14 protein-coding genes are annotated in these 17,601 nt (G+C 70.8%); 12 read left to right on the top strand and 2 right to left on the bottom strand.

Going from position 1 to position 17,601, the window contains the following annotated elements; genetic code table 11:
* Positions 1 to 133: 133 nt before the first annotated feature.
* From F4558_RS23805 to F4558_RS23785, 5 genes are read left to right on the top strand one after another with little or no spacing between them, the layout of a single operon-like run.
* On the top strand, positions 134 to 1,429 hold the full coding sequence (locus tag F4558_RS23805) for an ABC transporter substrate-binding protein (RefSeq protein WP_167946025.1): 1,296 nt from the start codon (positions 134 to 136) through the stop codon (positions 1,427 to 1,429).
* Between the two features lies 1 nt (position 1,430).
* Entirely contained in the window at positions 1,431 to 2,348 is a 918-nt protein-coding gene (locus F4558_RS23800; protein ID WP_053659001.1) for a carbohydrate ABC transporter permease, read from the top strand.
* Positions 2,348 to 3,169, top strand: coding sequence for a carbohydrate ABC transporter permease (locus F4558_RS23795; RefSeq protein WP_053659003.1), 822 nt, complete (start codon positions 2,348 to 2,350; stop codon positions 3,167 to 3,169). The genes F4558_RS23800 and F4558_RS23795 overlap by 1 nt, the downstream gene beginning before the upstream one ends.
* Complete coding sequence (locus F4558_RS23790) at positions 3,166 to 5,244, top strand: alpha-galactosidase (RefSeq protein WP_167946024.1); 2,079 nt, start codon at positions 3,166 to 3,168, stop codon at positions 5,242 to 5,244. Before F4558_RS23795 ends, F4558_RS23790 begins: the two co-directional genes overlap by 4 nt.
* 45 nt (positions 5,245 to 5,289) lie before the next feature.
* Positions 5,290 to 7,518, top strand: coding sequence for a DUF8189 domain-containing protein (locus F4558_RS23785; RefSeq protein ID WP_167946023.1), 2,229 nt, complete (start codon positions 5,290 to 5,292; stop codon positions 7,516 to 7,518).
* A gap of 62 nt (positions 7,519 to 7,580) precedes the next feature.
* Here F4558_RS23785 and F4558_RS23780 read toward each other — a convergent pair whose 3' ends face one another.
* A complete protein-coding gene (locus tag F4558_RS23780) occupies positions 7,581 to 8,060 on the bottom strand; it encodes a winged helix-turn-helix transcriptional regulator (RefSeq protein ID WP_053659010.1) in 480 nt (159 codons plus the stop codon).
* Between the two features lie 204 nt (positions 8,061 to 8,264).
* Between F4558_RS23780 and F4558_RS23775 the strand changes: the two genes are divergently transcribed.
* From F4558_RS23775 to F4558_RS23750, 6 genes are all read left to right on the top strand, one after another.
* Entirely contained in the window at positions 8,265 to 9,704 is a 1,440-nt protein-coding gene (locus tag F4558_RS23775) for an MFS transporter (protein WP_245241357.1), read from the top strand.
* Between the two features lie 460 nt (positions 9,705 to 10,164).
* Positions 10,165 to 10,338, top strand: coding sequence for a hypothetical protein (locus tag F4558_RS23770; protein WP_167946021.1), 174 nt, complete (start codon positions 10,165 to 10,167; stop codon positions 10,336 to 10,338).
* Entirely contained in the window at positions 10,335 to 11,402 is a 1,068-nt protein-coding gene (locus tag F4558_RS23765) for a glycosyltransferase family 4 protein (protein ID WP_167946020.1), read from the top strand. The genes F4558_RS23770 and F4558_RS23765 overlap by 4 nt, the downstream gene beginning before the upstream one ends.
* A gap of 119 nt (positions 11,403 to 11,521) precedes the next feature.
* Entirely contained in the window at positions 11,522 to 12,658 is a 1,137-nt protein-coding gene (locus F4558_RS23760; protein WP_167946019.1) for a glycosyltransferase, read from the top strand.
* Positions 12,655 to 13,707: a glycosyltransferase gene (locus F4558_RS23755; protein WP_167946018.1), complete on the top strand. Its 1,053-nt coding sequence runs from the start codon at positions 12,655 to 12,657 to the stop codon at positions 13,705 to 13,707. The genes F4558_RS23760 and F4558_RS23755 overlap by 4 nt, the downstream gene beginning before the upstream one ends.
* Positions 13,704 to 15,191 (top strand): glycoside hydrolase family 130 protein, encoded by a 1,488-nt coding sequence (locus tag F4558_RS23750; protein WP_167946017.1) that lies wholly within the window; start codon positions 13,704 to 13,706, stop codon positions 15,189 to 15,191. The genes F4558_RS23755 and F4558_RS23750 overlap by 4 nt, the downstream gene beginning before the upstream one ends.
* A gap of 40 nt (positions 15,192 to 15,231) precedes the next feature.
* Here F4558_RS23750 and F4558_RS23745 read toward each other — a convergent pair whose 3' ends face one another.
* Positions 15,232 to 16,035: a SigB/SigF/SigG family RNA polymerase sigma factor gene (locus F4558_RS23745; protein ID WP_053659018.1), complete on the bottom strand. Its 804-nt coding sequence runs from the start codon at positions 16,033 to 16,035 to the stop codon at positions 15,232 to 15,234.
* 300 nt (positions 16,036 to 16,335) lie between these two features.
* On the opposite strand from F4558_RS23745, the gene F4558_RS23740 reads away from it, so the two are divergent.
* Positions 16,336 to 17,550, top strand: a complete 1,215-nt coding sequence (locus tag F4558_RS23740) for a PP2C family protein-serine/threonine phosphatase (protein WP_053659020.1) — start codon at positions 16,336 to 16,338, stop codon at positions 17,548 to 17,550.
* The last annotated feature ends 51 nt before the right edge of the window (positions 17,551 to 17,601 follow it).

Raw genomic sequence — 17,601 nt, 5'->3', positions numbered from 1 at the left:
GGTATCAACTAATCATTAATTACGAAGATATCTTGACAGCCGGCGAGGGCCGATGCAACCTTCTGGTCACACACATTCACATGGCCGACACATGGCGTCGTGACGTTGCGTGTCGTAGAGGAAGGACACCCTCGTGAGCGACTTCGACCCCGGTCGCCGGCGATTCCTTGGCCACCTCGGGCTTGCCGGCCTCGGCGCCCTTGGCGCCGGCTCGTTGCTCAGCGCGTGCGCCAGCTCGGCAAGCGGGCCGACGACGGGCAACGGCTCCGGCGCGGTGACCATCCAGTCGAACCTCTCCTCGCCGCAGGCCAAGGCGGCGATGGAGAAGCTGATCGAGAGCTTCAACGCGCAGGGCAAGGGCACGGCGAGCCTCAACACGGTCGCCTCGGAGACCTTCCGCACCCAGTTGCCGACCTACCTCACCTCCGCCAACCCGCCGGACCTCTACACCTGGTACGCGGGCTCGGTCGCAAACGACTACGCGAGCCGCAACCTGCTGCTGGACGTCTCCGATGTCTGGAAGTCACTTGGCGACTACCCGCAGTCGCTGTGGACGCTCTCCACCGACGGCAGCGGCAAGCAGGTCTTCGTACCGATGAACAACTACTGGTGGGGCTTCTTCTACCGTAAGTCCAACTTCGCCAAGTGGGGCGTGCAGGAGCCGAAGACCTGGACCGACTTCCTGGCCCTGTGCGAGACGCTGAAGAGCAAGGGCGTCCCGCCGATCGGCATCGGCCTCGGCGACACCCCGTGGGTGGCCTCGGCCTGGTTCGACTACCTCAACATCCGGATCAACGGCGCGCCGTTCCACCGCGAGTTGCTCGCCGGCAAGCAGCGCTTCGACGACCCCAGGGTCAAGGCGGTCTTCACCCGCTGGCGGGAGGCCCTGCCCTACTTCGACCCCAAGGGCAAGGCGTACCCGTTCCAGGAGGCGACCACAGCGCTGCTGGCCGGCAAGACCGGCATGTTCCTGATCGGCACGTTCTTCGCCGACGCGGCACCCAAGGACGCCCTCGGCGACCTGGACTTCTTCCGGTTCCCGATCATCGACCCGGCGGTGCCGCTCGCCGAGGAGGCCCCCACTGACGGCTTCTTCGCCAGCGCGAAGACCGCCAACCCGACCGGTACGAAGGCGCTGCTCACCTACCTGTCCTCGGTCGAAGCGCAGGAGGCGTACGTGAAGGCCAGCTCCGGCATCGTGCTGCCGGCCAACCCGAAGGCCAGAGCGTCGGACTCTCCGCTCGTGGTCAAGGGCAAGGCGATGCTCGACGAGGCCAAGGAGCTGACCCAGTTCTTCAACCGCGACTCAAGCGACGCGCTCCAGCCGACCGCGGACACCGCGCTTACCAAGTTCATCGACAAGCCGGACCAGATCGACGCGATCCTGCGGGAGTGGCAGGCCGCCGCCGAGAAGGTCTTCAAGGGCTGACGTGACAGCAACGATCTCCACGACTTCGGTCACCCCCACCCGGCGGCGGCGACGGTCGGCTCGACTGTCGCCGCTGCTGGTGGCGTTCGTCCTGGTGCCGTTCCTGGTCGAGAGCATCTGGGTGTTCTGGCCGGCGCTCCAGGGCTTCTGGTTCTCCCTCACCCGCTGGGACGGCATGTCGCCGCCGGCCTTCGTCGGCGCTGACAACTACGTCGAGCTTGCCGGCGACGCCACCTTCCGGGGTGCGCTCGTCAACACGGTGATCTGGCTGGTGCTCTTCGGCGGCCTCTCCGTGCTGGGCGGCTTCGGCATGGCGCTGGTCCTGCAGAAGGAGCGGCGCGGGGTCGGCTTCTACCGCGCCGCGCTGTTCACCCCTGTGGTCTTCTCGCTTGTGGTGACAGCGCTGGTCTGGCGGGTCTTCTACCAACCCGACGGCATCGCCGACACGCTGTTGCGGGCCGTCGGCCTGGAGCAGCTGATCCGGCCCTGGCTTGCCGACCCGCAGACCGCGTTGTACGCGGTGATCCTGCCCGCGCTGTGGCGGCAGATCGGCTACGTGATGGTGCTGTTCCTGGCCGGGTTGAAGGCCATCGACCCGGCGCTGCACGAGGCGGCCCGGATGGACGGCGCGAACTCCTGGCAGAGGTTGCGGCACGTCACGATTCCCCAGCTCAAAGGGGTAAACGCGGTGGTGCTGTCGGTCATCGTGATCGATTCGCTGCGGTCGTTCGACATCGTCTGGTCGCTGACGAAGGGCGGCCCGTACCACTCGTCGGAGCTGCTCAGCACCTACATGTACTCGACAGCGTTCCAGAGCCTGCGGCTGGGCTACGCCTCCGCGATCGCCGTCGTGATCTTCGTGCTCGCGCTCGCCGTCATCCTCGGCTACCTGGTCCGCGCGTTCCGGGAGGAAGCGTGATGAACAAGCTCCGCACCGGGGCCTTCCACACCGGCATGATCCTGCTCTCCCTGCTGTGGCTGGGCCCGGTGATCTGGGTCGTGGTGATGTCCACCCGATCGTTCGACGACATCGCCGCACACGGCGTGGGCAGCCTGCCCCGGTCGTTCACGCTGGACACCTACCGGCAGGCGTGGACCGACGGTGGCGAGCTGCGGGCGCTGATCAACAGCATGCTTGTCACAGTCCCCTCGGTGCTGTTGAGCCTGGGGCTGGCCGCGATGGCCGCATTCGCGCTTAGTCGCTTCCGGATCCCCGGCCGGCGGACCATCCTGCTGCTGATGCTCGCCGGCAACCTGCTGCCGCCGCAGATCCTGCTCATCCCGGTGGCGAAGTTCAGCGAGTTGACCGGCCTGTACGACACGCTCTGGGCGCTGATCGCCGTGCAGGTCGGCTTCGGGCTGGGCTTCTACACCTTCGTCCTGCACGGCTTCATGCGGGACCTGCCGGGCGAGATTCAGGAGGCGGCGACGATCGACGGCGCGGGCACTGCGCAGATCTTCACCAAGGTGATGCTGCCGCTGACCCGGCCCGCGCTTGCCGCCCTCGGCGCGCTCTCCTTCACCTGGATCTTCAACGACCTGCTCTGGGCGATCACCGTGCTGCGTACCGACGACAACATGCCTGTCACACCGGCGCTGCTCGGCCTCCAGGGGCAGTTCGTCTCGTCCTGGAACGTCATCGCGGCGGGCACTGTCATCGCGGCTGTCCCCACCGTCGCGGTGTTCCTGCGCTTCCAGCGGCACTTCGTCTCCGGTCTGGCGCTCGGAGCGGTCAAGTGAGCGCCCAGCGCTGGACGCTGCGCGGCGCGCACACCGAGTACACGGTGACGGTGCCCGCGCACGGCCGCTGGCTGGAACTTGTCGCGTGGGGGCCGCACGGCGTCTCGGAGGGGCCGTCGCCTGTCGCCTACGACGGCCCGGTTCCGTTCCTCACCGCCGGGGACGCCGCCCCCATCGAGTACGCCACCGACGCCGACCGCCCGTTCACGGGTGCCGATCTGGTGGTGGAAACCCCTTCCGGGCAGCGCCGGGTCGGCTTCGGGCACACCGGGGCACGGGCCGACGCCGACGGGCGGGAGCTGGCTGTCGACTTCGCCGACAGGGTGACCGGGCTGCGGGCCACGGTGCACTACCGGGTGCCTGCCGGCACCGACGTGGTGCAGCGGTGGGTCGAGCTGACAAACGGCGGCGGGTACCCGCTGCGGGTGGTCCGGGCCCTCTCGGGCGGGTTCAATGTGCCGACGCCGCACGGTGCGCTGCTCAGCCACCAGTGGGGGCAGTGGTCGCAGGAGTTCCAGCTCTCCCATGTCGAGCTGGGCCACGGCACGTTCAGCATCGGCAGCTCCCAGGGCGTACCCGGGCATCTGCACGTGCCCTGGCTGGCCGTGCGGGACACCGCAGCCCCGACCGGCGCGGCCTGGGGGATGGCCCTGGCCTGGACCGGCTCGTGGGAGATCAGCGCCGAGCGGGACACCGGCGGCCTGACCCGGGTACGGGCCGGCCGTCAACTTGTCGACGGTCCGCTGGAGCTGGCACCAGGTGAGCGGTTGGGGCTGCCTGTGGTCGCCGGGGCCTACAGCCCGGACGGCCTGGACGGGCTGGCCCGGGTCTGGCACACCCACCAGCGGCTGCTGGCCGCCGACCGGCTCACCCCGCGTCCGGTGCTCTACAACTCCTGGGAGGCCACCTACTTCGCCGTCGAGGCGCAGAGCCAGTTGGCGCTCGCCCGGATCGCCGCCGAGCTGGGCGTGGAGACGTTCGTGGTGGACGACGGCTGGTTCGTCGGCCGCAACGACGACACGGCCGGGCTGGGCGACTGGACGCCGGACCCGGCGAAGTTCCCGGCAGGCTTCGACGCGTTCATCGCCGACGTCCGCGCGCTCGGTCTGAACTTCGGGCTCTGGGTCGAGCCGGAGTGCGTCAACCCGAAGTCCGCGCTCTACGCCGCGCACCCCGACTGGGTCTACTCCGTCGACGGTCGGCCGCTCACCCCGGTCCGCAACCAGTACCTGCTGGACCTGGGCCGGCCGGAGGTCGCCGAGTTCGTGCACTCCACAGTGGACGGCCTGCTGCGCCGCTACGACGTCGACTACCTGAAGTGGGACTTCAACCGCCCGCGTACCGAGCCGGGACGGCCGGGCGGCATCGGCCCCGTCGACCTGGACGGCGCGCACGTCGCCAACCTGCACCGGATCTACGAGCGGCTGCGCCACGCCCACCCCGGCGTGCTCATCGAGGCGTGCGCCGGCGGCGGCGCGCGGACCGACCTGGCGATGGCCGCCCGCGCCGACGTGTTCTGGCCCAGCGACAACACCGGCCCGCTGGACCGGCTGGCCATCCAGTACGGCTTCCTGCACGCCAACGCCCCACACCTGCTCAGCTCCTGGGTCACCGACGCGCCCGGCCTGTTCGACACCCGGCCGCGTTCGTTGGCGTTCCGGTTCGTGCTCGCGATGGCCGGCGTGCTCGGCGTCGGCGCTGACATCCGGGCCTGGACTGCCGCCGAGCGGGCCGAGGCGGCCGGCTGGATCGCCCGCTACAAGGAGATCCGGGACGTCGTCACGCACGGCGAGGTGCACCTGATCGGCGGCCCCGACCAGGCGCGCTGCGCTGTGCAGTACACCGCTGCGGACGAGAGCCGGGTCGTCGTGCTGGCCTGGCACACAGGCCACCTCGACGGCACCGGTCTGCTCCCGTCCCGCCCGGTGCGGCTGCCGCTGCGCGGGCTCGACCCCGTCGCGAGGTATCGGCACGGCGATCGGCGCTACTCCGGCAGTCACCTGGGCGCCGTCGGCCTGCCCGTGCAGTGGAGCCCGACCCACGACGCCGACCTCATCGTGCTGACCCGCGACTGAGGTCGGAGCACCACCACCCCACCCCCGAGGGACAGGAGTACCTCCATGCGCCTGATCCGACCGCTGACCGTCGCTCTGGCCGTGCTCGGCCTGGGCGTCGTCGGCCCGCTGCCGGCCACCGCCGGCCCACCGCCCGCCAGCCCACCGCAGCCCGGCCACGGCCACGCACCCGGCGGGCCGGGTCGACCCGGCCACGCCCCCGCCGCGACCGGCGCCGAAGACCAGGGCGCGCCGACGTTTCACAACAGCGGGCTCGCCCCCACGCCCTACCAGGGCTGGAACACCTACTTCGGCCTCGGTGGCGACCCCACCGAGGCCGAAGTACGGTCGGTCACCGACCACATGGTCAGCAGCGGCCTGCGCGACGCCGGCTACACCTACGTCTGGATCGACGGCAACTGGGCCGCGCCCACCCCTCGTAACGAGGCCGGTCAGCTCGTCGCCGACCCCGCACGCTTCCCGGGTGGGATGGCCGCGCTGGCCGCGTACATCCACAGCAAGGGCATGAAGGCCGGCATCTACACCGACGCCGGCCCGTACCTGCCGGGGCAGTGCGGGCTGGGCAGCAACGGCCACTACGCCGCCGACGTCGCACAGTTCGCCGGCTGGGGCTTCGACGCGCTCAAGGCCGACTGGCTCTGCGGCCGGGCCGCCGGGCTGGACCCGGAGGCCACCTTCCGTGAGCTGGCCGAGGCGGTACGCCAGTCGCCCCGCCCGATGCTGCTCAACATCTGCAACCCGGTCAGCTCCGACTGGGGTGGGGGGCCGTACACCCCGGAGCAGCTCTCCACCTGGAGCTACACGTACGCGCCGACTGTCGCCGACTCGTGGCGGACGTACACCGACGTGGGGCTCACCGACCCGACGCCGCAGTGGGCGTTCCCGTGGGTCCTGCGCAACATGGACGTCAACGCGTACCACCCTGCGGCGACCGGGCCGGGCCACTACAACGACCCGGACTACCTGCTGCCGATGCGTCCGCTGCCCGACGGCGGGTACGAGTTGAGCCTGGAGGAGTCCAAGACCCAGCTCGGCATGTGGGCCATCATGGCCGCGCCGCTGGTGATCGGCTCCGACCCGCGCGGTCTGCCCGACGAGATGATCTCGGCGCTGACCAACCCGGAGATCATCGCGGTGGACCAGGACCCGCTGGTCCGCCAGGGCGTCAAGGTCGTCGACACCGGCACCGACGCGCAGGTCTGGAGCAAGGTGCTGACCGGCTCCGGCAAGCGGGCGGTCGCGTTGCTCAACCGGCACGACTCCGCCCAGCAGATCACTGTGACCTTCGCCGACGTCGCGCTCGACGGCCCGGTCCGGGTTCGTGACCTGTGGGCCCGCGCGGACGTCGACGCCGCGCCGAGCACGGCGGGTGTCCAGCCGTTCACCGGCTCGTACACAGTGGAGGTCCCGGCGCACGGCGTGGCCATGCTGGGTCTGCGCGGCGCCGACCAGGTCGCCGGCGCCAACCTCGGCGGCACGGCGAGCGCCAGCCCGGCGCTGGTCCGGGTGGACGACACGCACGCCACAGCCTTCGTCCGCGACGCGCAGGGCGCGTTGGCTGTCAACACCCGCTCCGGTACGACCTGGGGAACGCACTGGACCTCGCTGGGCGGCCCGGTCGGCGGCCGGATCCTCGGCCAGCCGGCGGCGTACGCCTCGGCGGACGGCCGGATCGACGTCTTCGTGCGGGGCACCGACAACGCGGCCTGGCAGCGCAGCTTTGTCGGCGGGAAGTGGGGACCGTGGCGCAGCCTCGGCGGCTCGCTTACCGACGGACCGACTGTGGCGTGGACCAGCCCGACACAGTGGACGCTTGTCGTCCGTGGCGCCGACGGCAAGCTCTGGTCACGGACCCCGGGCGCCGGTTGGACAGGCGTCGGCGCTCCCGACGACAGGCCGATCTACGGCCGGCCGAGCGCCGTCGTCGACGACGCGGGAGTGCTGCACGTGGCGGTTCGCAGCCGTACCGACGAGGTGTGGTGGCGCAGCCGGACCGGCACCACCTGGTCGGCCTGGACCAACCTGGGCGGCACCACGAGCGGCAGCCCGACACTGCTCGCCACGTCCGGTCGGGTCTACCTGTTCGCGCTGGCCGCCGACAACCGGCTGTGGCAGCGCAACCTGACCGACGGAGGGTGGGGCGGCTGGTTCCGCCGCGGCGAGTTCGCCACCGACGCCTTCCGGGGCGCACCGGGAGCCGCCGCCGGTGCCAACGGCAGCGCCTGGCTCGCCGTACGCGGCGTTGACGACCGGGTGCACCAGATCGTCCTCTGATCCACGAATGGCGGGCCGTCGTCTCACGGCCCGCCATTCAGCATGCTCGGGAGCCCTCGGCGTCAGTCGCGGCGGATCAGGCCCGGCCCGGCGGTGATGTCGATGTCGCCGCTGTCGACGTCGTGACCGGCCGCGCAGCGGAGCACAGCCCGCACGGGCTCGCCACAGTCGTGGTGGAGGGCGATGATCGGAGGGCCTGCGTCGTCGGCGGCCCAGGCGTCGCCCCAGTTGCGCAGCGCGGTGATGACAGGCAGCAGCTCACGCCCCTTGGTGGTGAGCCGGTATTCGTGGCGGGTGCGCTGCCCCGGCTCCCGGTAGGGGATCCGTTCGAGCAGGCCGGCGGCGACCATCTCCTTCAGTCGGGAGGCGATGGCGGGCTCGCCGATCCCGACCCGGCGGACGAAGTCGTCGAAACGGCGCGTACCGAGCAGAGCGTCGCGCATGATCAGAAGCGTCGACCTGCTGCCCACGATGTCCATCGCGCGGGCCACCGAGCAGTTCGTATTCGACCAGGAGTCGCGGTCGTCCCGTAGGTCCTCCATGCGTCCAGCCTACCTGACTTGCATTAGAGCTAGTCAGGTGCTTCACTGGGTCGCTGCTGGCTTCAGCAGACGCAAGTCAGCCGGACGCACACCGTGAGGACGCCAATGGCCACCAACACCGCAGCACCCAGACCGGCTGCCACCGCCCGCTCGTCCCTTCGTGGCTCTCCCGCCGCGACGCTTCTCGCCACGTGCCTGGGCGCGATGATCACGTTCCTCCAGATCACCGCCACCGTGTCCGCCCTGACCACCATCCAGCGCGACCTGCGGGTCGACGCCACCACACTGATCTGGATTCCCAGCGCGTACACACTGGTCGTGGCGAGCGTGGTGCTGTCCGCCGCCACTCTGGGCAACCGGTACGGGCGTCGGCGCATGTTCAGCGCGGGCGTCATCGCCATGATCGTCGGCGGTGCCGTGGTGGTGAGTTCGCCCACAGTGACCTGGGTGATCGTGGGGCAGATGGTCGCGGGTCTCGGTGGTGCCCTGATCCTGCCGAACAGCCTGGCGATCCTGGGCGCCACCTTCACCGACCCGCACCGCCGTACCGAGGTCATCACCGCCTGGTCGGCGGCCTCCGGCATCGGTCTCGCGGTCGGCCCGCTGATCGCCGGGGCGCTGTTGCAGCACCACTCGTGGCACAGCGTCTATCTGTCCACGATCGTGCTGGGCCTGGTCACCCTCGTCGTCGCCGCGATCGGAGTGGCCGAGTCCCAGCCGAGCGCGGGCCGCCTCGACGTACCCGGCCTGCTGCTCGGCACCGTCGCCATCGCCGCCGCCGTCTACGCCATGATCCGGGGCGGCCGGGACGGCTACACGAGTCCGGTGGTGACGTCGGCCTGGGTTGCCTCGGCCGCCGCGCTGATCGCGTTCGTGCTTGTCGAACTGCGCACCGGCGCACCGATGCTCGACGTACGGCTGTTCCGCTCGAAGTCGTTCAGCGCCGTCATGGTCGTCGCCGCGGTGTCGCTGTTCGGCTTCACCGGCGTGGCGATCCTGCTCGTCCTGTTCCAGGAGCGGGCGCAGGCCCTCAGCCCGCTGGACACCGGCTGGCGGATGCTCGTGCTCTTCGGTGTCTACGCGGTCGTGGCCTTCGGCGCGGGGCGGCTGATCCGCCGTACCGGGTTCAAGGCGCCCCTCACCGCCGGCCTCGTCCTCGGGGCACTGGCCAGCTTCGGCCTCGCCACCCAGGGCCCGACCACTCCGTTCGACCAGCGGTGGCCGCTGCTCGCGCTGTTCGGCGCGGCCTGCGCCCTGGTGGTGGCTCCGGCGACCGCGGCGGCACTGGCGAGCGTCGCGCCCGCGCAGGCGGGCATGGCCTCCGGCGCCGTCAACGCCGCCCGCCAGGTCGGCTCGGTGCTCGGCTCGTCCCTGCTCGGCACGCTGCTCACCACAACGATGCTGTCCGACCTGCCCGAGCGGCTCGCCGCCCACCAGGTCGACGCGCCCACCCGGGTCGCTGTGCAGGCAGCCGCGGCCACCGGCGCCACCGACGGCCAGCCACTGCCTGATCCGGTACGGGCGGCGCTCGCCGAGGCCCTGACCTCCGGAGTCCAGGCCGGCTTGTGGATCAACGGCGTCGTCTTCCTCGTCACCGCCGTTCTCGCGCTCACCCTCATCCGCAACCGGCCGCACCAGCACTAACCGCCGATGGTGTCGACGTCCTCGATCGCGTCGGCCGAGCCGGTGCGGGGAGGGGCGGGCCATCGGCGCCACGAAGAGTCGGCGACCTGGTCGATGGGCGTGCGGCGGTGGGCGATTCCAGCGTACGCCTCCGCCAACGGCACCGCTGTGCGAAAGGCTTGCGCCGCACCCTGCCGTCGGTGCCCGTGCAGCCGAACAGGTTGGGGGCGTACGGTGGGCATGTCGCCCGGGGCCACCGGTGGCCGCCGGATGTCGTCGCCACCAGCCCGCCAGGGCGTTACCGACCGGTCAACCCCACCGCTGGACGTGCTGGTCGTCGCCGACCAGGTCTCGCCAGTCGATTTAGCTGATACCGCCCATTCGGGCTTGCGTGATGACCGGACACGGCATCCCACACGCGCTTTCACACCGCCGTCCACGCGCAGAAGAATTCCGGACGGCTCAACCATGGGAGCACCAGATGAGGATCGCCAAGCACAGGATCGTCGACGCACTTCGCGACCGCGGCCAGCAGGCCAGGGCCGACTGGGTCGAGCGCGAGCTGCCCGAGCGGGTGGATCCGGCCAAGCACTCCGGCCTGCTCGCCACCCTGCATCTCGACGCGGCTGACCTCGTCGACGCGCCATCCCCATGAGGGTTGCGCTGCTCGGACCGGTCGCCTGGCGTACGCCCCCGCACCACTACGGCCCCTGGGAGCAGGTGACCGGCCTGCTCGCCGAAGGGCTGGTCGCCCATGGCGTGGACGTGACCCTCTTCGCGACGCTGGACTCGGTCACCTCCGCCCGACTCGACGGTGTGTGTCCCCAGGGGTACGCCGACAACCCGGACATGGACGGCCGGGTGTGGGAGGCGATGCACGTCTCCCACGCGTTCGCCCGCTCGGCGCAGTTCGACCTGGTGCACAGCCACCTCGACTGGCTGCCGCTGGCCTTCGCGGAGCACTGCCGAGCACCACTGCTCACGACAGTGCACGGCTTCTCGGGAGCGGGGATCCTGCCGGCCTACGCCCGAGCCCGATCGTCCTACGTGTCGATCTCCGACGCCGACCGGTCGCCGGAACTCGACTACGTCGCCACGGTGCAGCACGGCGTCGACCTCACCGGTCTGCCGCTCACCCCTGATGCCGGCCCCGGCTTGGTCGTGTTCGGCCGGATCCACCCCGACAAGGGCACCCACACCGCGATTGAGATCGCTCGCCGCGCCGGTCGGCCCCTGACCATCTGCGGCATCGTGCAGGACGAGCGGTACTTCGCCGAGCAGGTGGCCCCGCACATCGACGGCGACCGGGTCGTCTACCTCGGATCGGTCGGTCCCCGACGACGCGCCGAGGTGCTGGGTGCCAGCAGCGCCCTGTTGCATCCGATCGCCTTCGACGAGCCGTTCGGACTGTCCGTGGTGGAGTCGATGGTCTGCGGCACGCCTGTCGTCGCGTACGCGCGAGGGTCCATGCCGGAGGTCGTCGACGAAGGCGTGACGGGATACCTCGTCCACACCGTCGAGCAGGCCGTCGACGCGGTGACCCGGGTCGTCGACCTCGACCGAGCCGCATGCCGGGCGCGGGCTCGACAGCGCTTCAGCGCGGACCGGATGGTCACCGACTACCTCGCCGTCTACGAGCGTGTCGTCCGGGGCGGAACCCCACCCGCCGAGCGACCGGTCGTTCCCGACCAGGCGAACCTGGTCAGATCGCATCCGTAGCTGACCGTCCCCCGAACACGTTCCGCCGGTCACACACGCTGACCGGCGTGCGCCGTCACCGCGTGAGGTGCGTCCCCGTACGTGAGGTGGCCGCCGACAACCCGGAAGGCCAGACGTTCATGCCCAGTTACGGATTCCTCAGCACCCACCCGCCGACCCGGTGTGGACTTGCCACTTTCAACTCGGCCCTCGCCGCCCAGCTCACCGCCGACGGCACGCGCGGTGGCATAGTGCGGGTCACCGACCACGGGGACGACCCGCGGCCCGGCCCCGGCGTGGTGCACACCTGGTCGACGCGGACCCGGGCGGGCTGGCGGGACGCCGCGGCGGCCCTGAACTCCTTCGACGTGGCCATCGTCCAGCACGAGTACGGCATCTATCCCGGCACCGACGGCGAGGACGTGCTGCCGTTGCTGCGCCGGCTCACCGTGCCGAGCATCGTGGTCCTGCACACCGTGCTGCGTAAGCCTTCCGCCCGGCAGAAGTCCCTGCTGGAGCAGATCGTCGCCACCGCCGGTGCGGTCGTCACGATGACCGACACCGCCCGCGACCGCCTGCTCGTCGGCTACGCCGTGGCGGCGAGCAAGGTGACGGTCATCCCGCACGGCGCCGCGGAACTCGCCGGCGTGCCCGTCGAGCGGCGTACCCGACCGCACCTGCTGACCTGGGGGCTGATCGGCCCTGGCAAGGGGATCGAGTGGTCGCTGGGCGCCCTCGCCCGGTTGCAGGACCTGGAACCGACGCCCACTTACACAGTGGCCGGCCGGACCCACCCCAAGGTGATCGAGCACCACGGCGAGACGTACCGGGCGGGCCTGCACCAGCTCGGCGCCCAGCTCGGCGTCGCGCACGCCGTGGACTACCAGGACCTCTACCACGACCAGGAGACCCTCGGCCGCCTGATCCGCTCCGCCGACGTCGTCGTGCTGCCGTACGACTCCCGCGAACAGGTCACCTCCGGCGTGCTCATCGAGGCGGTGGCCGCCGGGGTGCCCGTCGTGGCAACGGCGTTCCCGCACGCTGTCGAGCTGCTCACCGGCGGACCCGGTCTGGTCGTACCCCACCAGAACCCGGCGGCGCTGGCCTTGGCGATCCGACGGGTCCTGACCGAGCCGGGCCTCGCCGCCCGGCTGGCCGGTCGGGTCCGGCCGTTGGCCGCGGATCTACGCTGGCCCGCGGTGGCGGCCCGGTACGGCACCCTCGCCGAGCGACTCACCGAGGTGCGCGCGCCCGCCGTCAGTGTGGTGTCGGCGTGACCGCGACCGCCGGCCGCCCCCGGACAGCGGTCGGCCGGCAGTGGGCGCCGGCGCCCGCGCCGAGCTTCGCGCACCTGGCCCGGCTGAGCGACGACACAGGTCTGTTCGAGCACGCTAGGCACGCCATCGTCCGCCGGGAGCACGGCTACTGCACCGATGACGTGGCCCGTGGCCTGGTCGTCGTCTGCCGCGAGCCGGAGCCGACCGAGGAACTGCTACGGCTCGCGGAGCGCTACCTCGCCTTCCTGACCCATGCGCAGGACGCCCGCGGCGCCTTTCACAACCGACTCGGGTACGACAGGCGTTGGGCCGACGAGCCCGGGCTCGGCGACTGGTGGGGCCGGGCGCTGTGGGGGTTGGGCACGGCCGTTGCCCGCAGTCCGGCCGCCTGGATACGGGAGGAGGCGCTGGTCGCCTTCAGCCGAGGTGCTATCCGCCGTGCCGCGGCCCCGCACGCGATGGCCTTCGCCGGACTCGGCGCGGCCGAGGTGCTGCGTCGACATCCGGGCCACGTCGCCGCCGCCGCGTTGTTGACGGCGGCCGCCACCGCCGTCGGAGCGCCGGATTCCGACTCGCGGTGGCCCTGGCCGCAGCAGCGTTTGACCTACGCCAACGCGGCCCTCGCCGAGGTGGTGATCGTCGCCAGCCAGCTGTGCAACGGTGGCCCGACTCTCGACGAGGGCCTACGGATGCTCACCTGGCTGCGAAGTGTCCAACTCCGCGACGGACGGCTGTCCGTCGTGCCCGCCGCAGGGTGGCAGCGCGGGATCGTACGGCTGCACCACGACCAGCAACCGATCGAGGTCGCGGCCTTCGCCGACGCCTGCGCCACGGCAGCCATGGTCACCGGCGATCCGGTCTGGGACGACGGGGTGCGGCAGGCGATCGCGTGGTTCCTCGGTGACAATGACATCGGCACGCCCATGTGGGATCCGGAAACCGGCGGCGGCTACGACGGACTGACCGCGCACGGACCCAACCTCAACCAGGGCGCCGAGTCGACCCTCGCGCTCATCTCCACCCTGCAGCACGCCCGGCGTTGGTCGTGACCGGGATCCTGGCCGTCCGGCAGGACGTCACCCTCACCTCTGATCCACGCCGGGTCATCGTCAAGCTCTTCGTCCCGGGTGAGGACGCCGCGGTGGTGCGTACCCGCGCGGGCGCTCTCATCGACCGGGTCGCGCACCTCGACGACGAGGAGGTCGACCGGCTGCTGCGGGACACCTTCGACCGCTTCGGTGCCCGCCACCGCGACCTGGCGGGAACGTTCCAGCATCACTACGACCTCGTGCGGCACCGCGCAGCCCGGGCCGAAGACCTCTCTTCCGCCAGCCGGCTCCTCGTCGGCGCCTACTTCAGCCACGAGTACGCGGTCGAGGCCGCAGCCCTGTGCAATCCGTCCATGGTGGCCCACCCCGACCAGACCCAGCTGAGCGTCGGGCAGTTGCGCGTCGCGGTCAGCCTGCGCCAGATCGGGGAGGGCCACCTGTCGTCGATCGGGTTCGCCACCGCCGTGCTCGGGCCTGGGCGCCAGCTCACCGTCACCGAACGGTCCGGCCTTCTGGCGGTCGGACAGCGGACGGGCGTACGGCACCGGCGGGATCTACTGGTGAGCGGCATGGCCGAGGAGGACTGCGACAACGAGGTCACCGCCACGGTGTTGAACGCGTTGCCCGACCGGTACGACGAGGCGACCTTCGAGCGGGTGCTCGGCGGTCTGCCGCCGGATCTGCTCTCCCGCAGCACCGGCTTGAGCACGTTGGAACACCTGCGGCGTACCAACGCGGGCAGCTACGCCACGGCCTTCCCCGCCGAGACGGCTCTGCACGAACGCGTGCTCTGGCCGGCCACCCCGGCGGAGAGCAACGGCATGGAGGACGCTCGGTTCGTCAGGTTCACCGACGAGTCAGGACCGGTGTATCGGGCCACCTACACCGCCTACGACGGCCGGAACGTCGGCACCCGTGCACTGGTCAGCACCGACCTGCGTCGTTTCGAGATGACGCCGATGCGCGGGCCGGGGGCTCGTAACAAGGGGATCGCGCTCTTTCCCCGTACCGTCGGCGGCCGGCACCTGGCTCTCTGCCGCGCCGACGGCGAGACCATCGGTCTGACCGTCCTGGACACCGAGAGCCGCTGGCAACGTCCGATCCCGCTGCACGCTCCGCAGGACAGCTGGGAGTTGATTCAGGTCGGCAACTGCGGGTCTCCCATCGAGACCGAGGCGGGCTGGCTCGTGCTCACCCACGGTGTCGGGCCGATGCGTCGGTACGCGATCGGCGCGCTTCTGCTCGACCTGCACCGACCGGAGCGGGTGGTCGCGCACCTTCCCGGCGTGCTCCTGTCGCCTGAGCGGTCCGACCGGGACGGCTACGTACCGAACGTCGTCTACTCCTGCGGCGGGCTCGTCCATGACCGCGAGCTGTGGCTGCCGTACGGGGCCAGTGACGCCCGGGTCGGCTTCGCGACCGTGCCGGTGACGGCTCTGCTCGCCGCGATGGTGGCCGGGCCCGCCCATGCACGGTCGGAGTGACCGCGGGTCGGCAGGCTGTCGCGCGGTGACGGTGTGGTGATCAGGTGAGGTCGCTGTCGGCGAGTTGGTGGCGCAGCTTGCCCAGCGCCCGGGTGATGAGCCGTGAGACGTGCATCTGGGAAACGCCGATCTGTTCGGCGATCTGGACCTGGGTCAGGTTGCCGTGGAAACGCAGGCTCAGGATCGTGCGTTCACGTTCCGGCAGCGTGGCGAGCGCCGGGCCGAGGGCGACGCGGAGCTCGACCACGTCGAACTCGTGGTCGATCATGCCGAAGGTGTCGCCGAGTTCCATGGTGCCGTCGGCACCGACGGGCGTGGAGAGGGAAGTTGCGTGGTACGCCCGGGCACCCTCCAGCCCTTCCAGAACGGTCTCCTCCGAGACGTCAAGGTACGTCGCGACGTCGGTCACCGTCGGCGAGCGACCGAGGGTGTGCGTGAGAGCGCTGTTCGCGGCGCTGATCGACAGCCGGAGTTCCTGGAGGCGGCGGGGTACCCGCACCGCCCAGGTGCGGTCCCGGAAGTATCGCTTGATCTCGCCGACGATGGTCGGGATGGCGTACCCGCTGAAGTCGACGCCCCGGGTGGGGTCGAACTGGTCGACGGCCTTGATGAGGCCGACCACGGCGGTCTGGTTCAGGTCGTCGTCCGGGGCGCCGCGTCCCGTGTAGCGGCGTGCCAGGTGGCGGGTGAGCGGCAACCACGCCTCGATGGTGCGGTCCCGCAACGCCGGCCGGCGGGGGTCGTCGGCCGGCATCGCGGCCAGCTCGGCGGTCAGCTTGGCCGCCGGGGCGGTGCTCCGCCGGCCGAAACCGGTGCTGGTCCTGGGCTCCAAAGTAGTGACCATGGGCTGGTCCTTCCCGCGTGTGCCCGTCGATCGGGTCGACCGGAGGATCTCCGAACCGGCTTTCGCCGGAGCGCACGTACGGGCGGGGTGCGCTGTCGCAGGGCCAAAACCACGGGCCTCGCCGCCGCGTCATGTCGTTCGGATGATGCCGCGGACACTACCGGAAAGTTTGATTAATTACTAGCCAAAAGGATGATGGTGGGCGTGATGCCGAGCATTTAAATGCCTGTTGAACTCCTCCCACGGTTTGGTACTTCGCCCCCAGGCTTCTACGGTGGTGCAGACACGGGGAGGTGGAGCTTGGTCGACGCTGGTGAAGCCGCGCGCTGGCTCCAGCTCAACGCACCCCGCGGCGGGCCCGACGAGCTGTCTCTGCTCGTCACCCGCGCCGCGCCGGCCATCGGCGCGACCGAGGTCGTGATCTACCTGGCCGACTACACCCAGTCCAGCCTCGTGCCGCTGCTGGGCGCGGGTCTCGTCCGGGACGAGCTGACGATCGAGACGACGCTTGCCGGCCGCGCGTTCACAAGCCTCGACGTGCAGCGTGCCGCCGAGACCCCCGACCGACTCTGGGTGCCCCTGCTGCTCGGCTGCGAGCGGCTGGGGGTGCTGGAGGTCGTGTCGCCGGACGCTGGTGACGCGGCGATGGACGTGCCCGCCTGGGAGTTGGCGGTGAACATCGCCCAGGTCCTCGTGAACCGCCGGCTCTACGGCGATGTCGTCGAGCGGATGCGGCGCCGCCTGCCCATGCAGGTCGCCGCCGAGATCGTGTGGGGGCTGCTGCCGCCGTTGACCTTCGCCACCGACGAGCTGGTGATCACCGCCATCCTCGAACCGTGCTACGACGTCGGCGGGGACATCTTCGACTACGCGCTGAACGGTGACGTGCTCAGCGTCGGCCTCTTCGACACCTGCGGGCACGGCATCAAGGCGAGCACCCTCGCGTCGCTGGTGGTCAGCGCGTACCGCAACGCCCGCCGGTCCGGCCTCGACCTGGCCGACACGGCGACGAGCATCGACCGGTGGGTGCACTCCGAGCACCCCGGCTCCTTCGCTACCGCGCTGCTTGCCGAACTGGACCGCCGCACCGGCCAGCTCAGAATCATCAACGCGGGTCACCCGGGGGCCATGCTGCTGCGCGACGGCAAGGCCATCCGGGAGCTGCCGGGCCCGACCGCCCTGCCGCTCGGCCTGGGGTACCTGTCGGCCGGCGCCCCCCGTGTGCACCAGGAGGAACTGCACCCGGGTGACCGGATCCTCGCCTACACCGACGGCATCACCGACGCGAAGAGCGCCGACGGGGAGCGGTTCGGCCTGGACCGGCTCGTCGATTTCGTCGGCCGCGCCCTCAATGACGGGCTGCCCAGCCCCGAGACGATGCGCCGCCTGGTGCGCGCCGTCCTCGCGTACCAGGACGATCAGCTCGACGACGACGCCACTGCCATGTTCCTGGAGTGGCGGCCACCGCACCTGCCGCTCGCGCACCTCAGCCGCCTCGGCGTGCCACAGGGCTGACCGCGTCGAGTGGGATTTTGCACTCGCAGTGCACTTGTCTCCGCATCGAGG

The sequence above is a fragment of the Micromonospora profundi genome, assembly GCF_011927785.1.
Lineage (GTDB): Bacteria > Actinomycetota > Actinomycetes > Mycobacteriales > Micromonosporaceae > Micromonospora > Micromonospora profundi.
Note: the sequence above shows the minus strand (reverse complement) of the source record. Positions and strands in the feature narration are given on the sequence as shown.

What these genes read in the sequence shown, in the direction of transcription:
- F4558_RS23780 (WP_053659010.1), bottom strand. Translation starts at nt 8,060, where the DNA reads ATGGAGGACCTACGGGACGACCGCGACTCCTGGTCGAATACGAACTGC.
- F4558_RS23775 (WP_245241357.1), top strand. Translation starts at nt 8,265, where the DNA reads ATGATCACGTTCCTCCAGATCACCGCCACCGTGTCCGCCCTGACCACC.
- F4558_RS23795 (WP_053659003.1), top strand. Translation starts at nt 2,348, where the DNA reads ATGAACAAGCTCCGCACCGGGGCCTTCCACACCGGCATGATCCTGCTC.
- F4558_RS23745 (WP_053659018.1), bottom strand. Translation starts at nt 16,035, where the DNA reads ATGGTCACTACTTTGGAGCCCAGGACCAGCACCGGTTTCGGCCGGCGG.
- F4558_RS23770 (WP_167946021.1), top strand. Translation starts at nt 10,165, where the DNA reads ATGAGGATCGCCAAGCACAGGATCGTCGACGCACTTCGCGACCGCGGC.
- F4558_RS23785 (WP_167946023.1), top strand. Translation starts at nt 5,290, where the DNA reads ATGCGCCTGATCCGACCGCTGACCGTCGCTCTGGCCGTGCTCGGCCTG.
- F4558_RS23765 (WP_167946020.1), top strand. Translation starts at nt 10,335, where the DNA reads ATGAGGGTTGCGCTGCTCGGACCGGTCGCCTGGCGTACGCCCCCGCAC.
- F4558_RS23760 (WP_167946019.1), top strand. Translation starts at nt 11,522, where the DNA reads ATGCCCAGTTACGGATTCCTCAGCACCCACCCGCCGACCCGGTGTGGA.